The sequence below is a fragment of the Nocardia ignorata NBRC 108230 genome (assembly GCF_001612905.1).
Classification (GTDB): domain Bacteria; phylum Actinomycetota; class Actinomycetes; order Mycobacteriales; family Mycobacteriaceae; genus Nocardia; species Nocardia ignorata.
The window spans coordinates 1-3,469 of record NZ_BDBI01000027.1 but is presented as its reverse complement, the minus strand read 5'-3'; the positions used below and the strand labels follow the sequence as shown (position 1 = coordinate 3,469).

Sequence of the window (3,469 nt, the reverse complement as noted above, 5' to 3'; positions counted from 1 at the left end):
CAGTGGTTCCACACGGCTGGCAACGCGGTAGGTGAACTACTCGAGCGGAACCAGTCCGGTACCCCGCACTCGACCACACCATCGCGACTACCCCAAGCGCCTGACGACACCCCACACAGCAACAGCCGCCGACCGGAAGCCCGTAACAGACTCCAGCCGACGGCTGCGCATTCAACGAACTACTAAGCGTCCCCACCAGTCAATTCGGTAGCACGCTCTTCCGCATCGGTCTCACCATCTTCATCAGCAGCCGCAGCATTGAGGAACCACTGCAACCCCTCATCAGTACGCCCAGCAGCCACAAGAGCATCGGCATACGCATAGAACAACCGCGCAGCAGCCGACCCCGTACGAGCGGGATTCAGATCCGACGACTGCAGCGTCACCACAGCCTGATCGAATTGCCCCAAATCCATCCGGGCACCGGCGACAACGATCCGCAACTCGGTCGCCTCGTCACCGGTGAGCGCCTGCGCTTCCTCACTACGCCCCAACTCGATGGCCCGCTCCGGCCGCCCGAGCCCACGCTCACAGTCGGCCATCACAGCGAGCAGCCCGGACCCACCCGACATGCGCCGCGCGGTCCGCAGCTCCGACAGCGCCTCGGCCCATTCCTCGGCGTGGTAGGCCACCACACCGGCGGTCTCACGCACGACAGCGATGCGCCCCGCCCGCTGCCTGGCGGCCCTGGCATGGGCCAGCGCCAGGCGCGGATCGTCTTCGAGCAGCTCGACGGCCATGACCATGTGCCGAGCGACGGTCTCGGCATTGCTCTTGTCCAGGCTCAGCAGATCGCGGCGCACAGCCGGATCGAGATCGGAGGCCTGCACGTCTTCGGGGATATCGGGCTCTTCCGGACGTGCCGCCCGACGATCGGTCGGCCTGCCGCCCGCGGCACGAGCACCCTCGCCGCCACGACGGCGATCATCGTTGTCGAACCGGCTGTCGCCGGAGTCGCGGTAACCGCTCCCGCCGCGGTCGCCACCACGGCCCGAACGGTCGTCACCACGCGGTGCACGGTCACTACCACGATCCGGGCGGAAGCCTCCACGACTGGAGCGATCATCGTCGCGGTCGCCGCCGCGTGCCCGGTCATCCACACGGCTCGAGTCGTCTGCACCACGATCCGAGCCGACGTCTTCGCGGTCCGAACGATCGTCGGAACGGACCGAATCCTCGCTCTCACGCGATGCACGAGCGGAGTCACGATCCGAATCGTCGTTGCCGCGGTCAGGTCCGGAGCTCGCGCGATCCGACTCGTTCTCGCCGGCGTTCGAGCTGTCGACATCGGCGACCGCTGGTTCCGCGGCGTTGTCCGAGCCGCGCGACTTCGTGTTGCCATCGATGTCGCAGATCGGCCTGTTGCTCGCACGGCGATCGTCGGCGCCCGAGCCAGTTGCCTGGTCGTCGTTGCCCGAGAGCTCGGAGCGAGTGCCACCGGAGTCACCAGGCTGGTCGTCGTGGTCCGAGCTCTTCCGGTGCTCGGACTCGCTCGGGCCGCCTGCCCCTTCACGCCCGGAATCGGCGGCGCCGGAATCCACGGGTTCGGTCGACGACTTGCCCTGCTCAGTGGACGCGTCCTCGGCAACGCGGTCTGCCGGAGCACCCTCGGCGCCACCCGCCGAGATCACACCGAGCACATCACCTTCGCGTTCCTTCCGCTTCTCACGGTAAGTGCCGTCCAGGGGCGCGCCGTCCTCGCCGACGTACTTGCCGCGACCGCCGGCCCCGGTATTGCGCTTGAACCCACCGCGTCCACGGTCGTCGTCGCGACGGGCACCACGATCGTCATCGCGTCGCTGATACCCACCCCGATCGGAGCTGCCACCCCGCGAACGGTCATCGCTCTCACCACGTCGGAACCCACCCTGGTCCCCACCGCGATCGAACCCACCGCGCGATCGGTCGCCGCCCTCACTGCGACGGAAACCACCGCGATCGCCACCACGATCCGAGGAATCACGCGAACGGTCATCACCTTCGTTACGGCGGAAGCCGCCGCGATCCCCACCGCGATCCGAGCTGCCGCGCGAACGGTCATCGCCCTCGTTACGGCGGAAGCCGCCGCGATCGCCGCCACGATCCGACGAGCCACGCGAACGATCGTCGCCTTCGTTGCGTCGGAAGCCGCCGCGATCCGAACTACCGCGCGAACGGTCATCACCTTCGCGGCGGAATCCACCGCGGTCCGAACTACCGCTTCGGCGGTCGTCGCTGCCACGGAAACCACCGCGGTCTCCGCCGCGATCGAACCCGCCGCGCGACCGATCATCGCCTTCGTTACGGCGGAATCCACCGCGATCGCCACCGCGATCCGAGCTGCCGCGCGAACGATCATCGCCCTCGCTGCGACGGAAACCGCCACGATCGGAACCACCACGACGGTCGTCATTGCCGCGGAAACCACCGCGATCCGAACTACCGCGCGACCGATCGTCGCCTTCGTTGCGCCGGAATCCGCCACGGTCGCCACCACGATCCGAGCTGCCGCGCGAACGGTCATCGCCCTCGTTACGACGGAATCCACCGCGGTCCGAACCACCGCTTCGGCGGTCGTCGCTGCCACGGAAACCACCACGGTCTCCGCCGCGATCGAACCCGCCGCGCGACCGATCGTCGCCTTCGTTACGGCGGAATCCACCGCGATCCCCACCGCGATCCGAGCTGCCGCGCGAACGGTCATCGCCCTCGTTGCGACGGAATCCACCACCGCCACGGGGGCGGTCGTCATCGTTGCGACGGGAGCCGCCGCGGTCACCACTGCGGTCGAAACCGCCTGCGGGACGGTCGGATTCGTCGCGACGGCGGAAGCCACCACGATCACCGGAACCACCGCGTGCGGCGTCGTCGCGCCGGGGGTAGCCGCCCTTGCCGCTGTCGTCGCGGCGCTGGTAGCCACCGCGGTCCGAACCCCCACGATCGCCGCTGTCGTCGCGGCGGAAACCGCCTCGGTCGCCGGAAGCGCCGCGATCGTCACGGTTGTAGCCGCCGCGACCGGAGCCGCCGGCCGAGCCACGATTGTCGCCCTGACCGCCACGGGGGCGGTCGGTCGGTTCGCCGCGCCGGCCGAAACCGCGGGCGTCTCCGTCCCGGCGGAAAGACTTCCGTCCGTCGTTGTGTTCCGACACGGCGATCCCTTTCTAGGTTCCCCGGCCTCCGGGGAGAGTTGTCATGGCCCCGCCTGCAAAGAATTCAACCACGGGCGGACAACGGGGCATCGTCCGCCTGGCGTACCGGGGACATTTCTGCCCCACAAACGCCGATAGGGGACCCAAATAAGGGTCCCCTATCGCAATGATTGTCCGGCGGTGTCCTACTCTCCCACACCCTGTCGAGTGCAGTACCATCGGCGCAGGTGGCCTTAGCTTCCGGGTTCGGAATGGGACCGGGCGTTTCCCCACCGCTATAACCGCCGTAACACTATGAAACTATCCACAAACAGCGCTCCCACACCAAACAATCCTCACGG

General features: G+C 68.0%; 2 protein-coding genes and 1 rRNA gene. 1 reads left to right on the top strand and 2 read right to left on the bottom strand.

Going from position 1 to position 3,469, the window contains the following annotated elements; all coding sequences use genetic code 11:
- Window positions 1-182: 182 nt before the first annotated feature.
- The gene (locus NI2_RS22745; protein WP_084476639.1) at window positions 183-1,100 is read right to left on the bottom strand and encodes a hypothetical protein; all 918 of its coding nucleotides are present in this window, start codon (window positions 1,098-1,100) and stop codon (window positions 183-185) included.
- 360 nt (window positions 1,101-1,460) lie between these two features.
- On the opposite strand from NI2_RS22745, the gene NI2_RS22740 reads away from it, so the two are divergent.
- Entirely contained in the window at window positions 1,461-3,266 is a 1,806-nt protein-coding gene (locus tag NI2_RS22740) for a hypothetical protein (protein ID WP_133734226.1), read from the top strand.
- A 34-nt stretch (window positions 3,267-3,300) separates the two neighbouring features.
- Here NI2_RS22740 and rrf read toward each other — a convergent pair.
- Window positions 3,301-3,417 (bottom strand): 5S ribosomal RNA (rrf, locus tag NI2_RS22735).
- Between the last annotated feature and the right edge of the window lie 52 nt (window positions 3,418-3,469).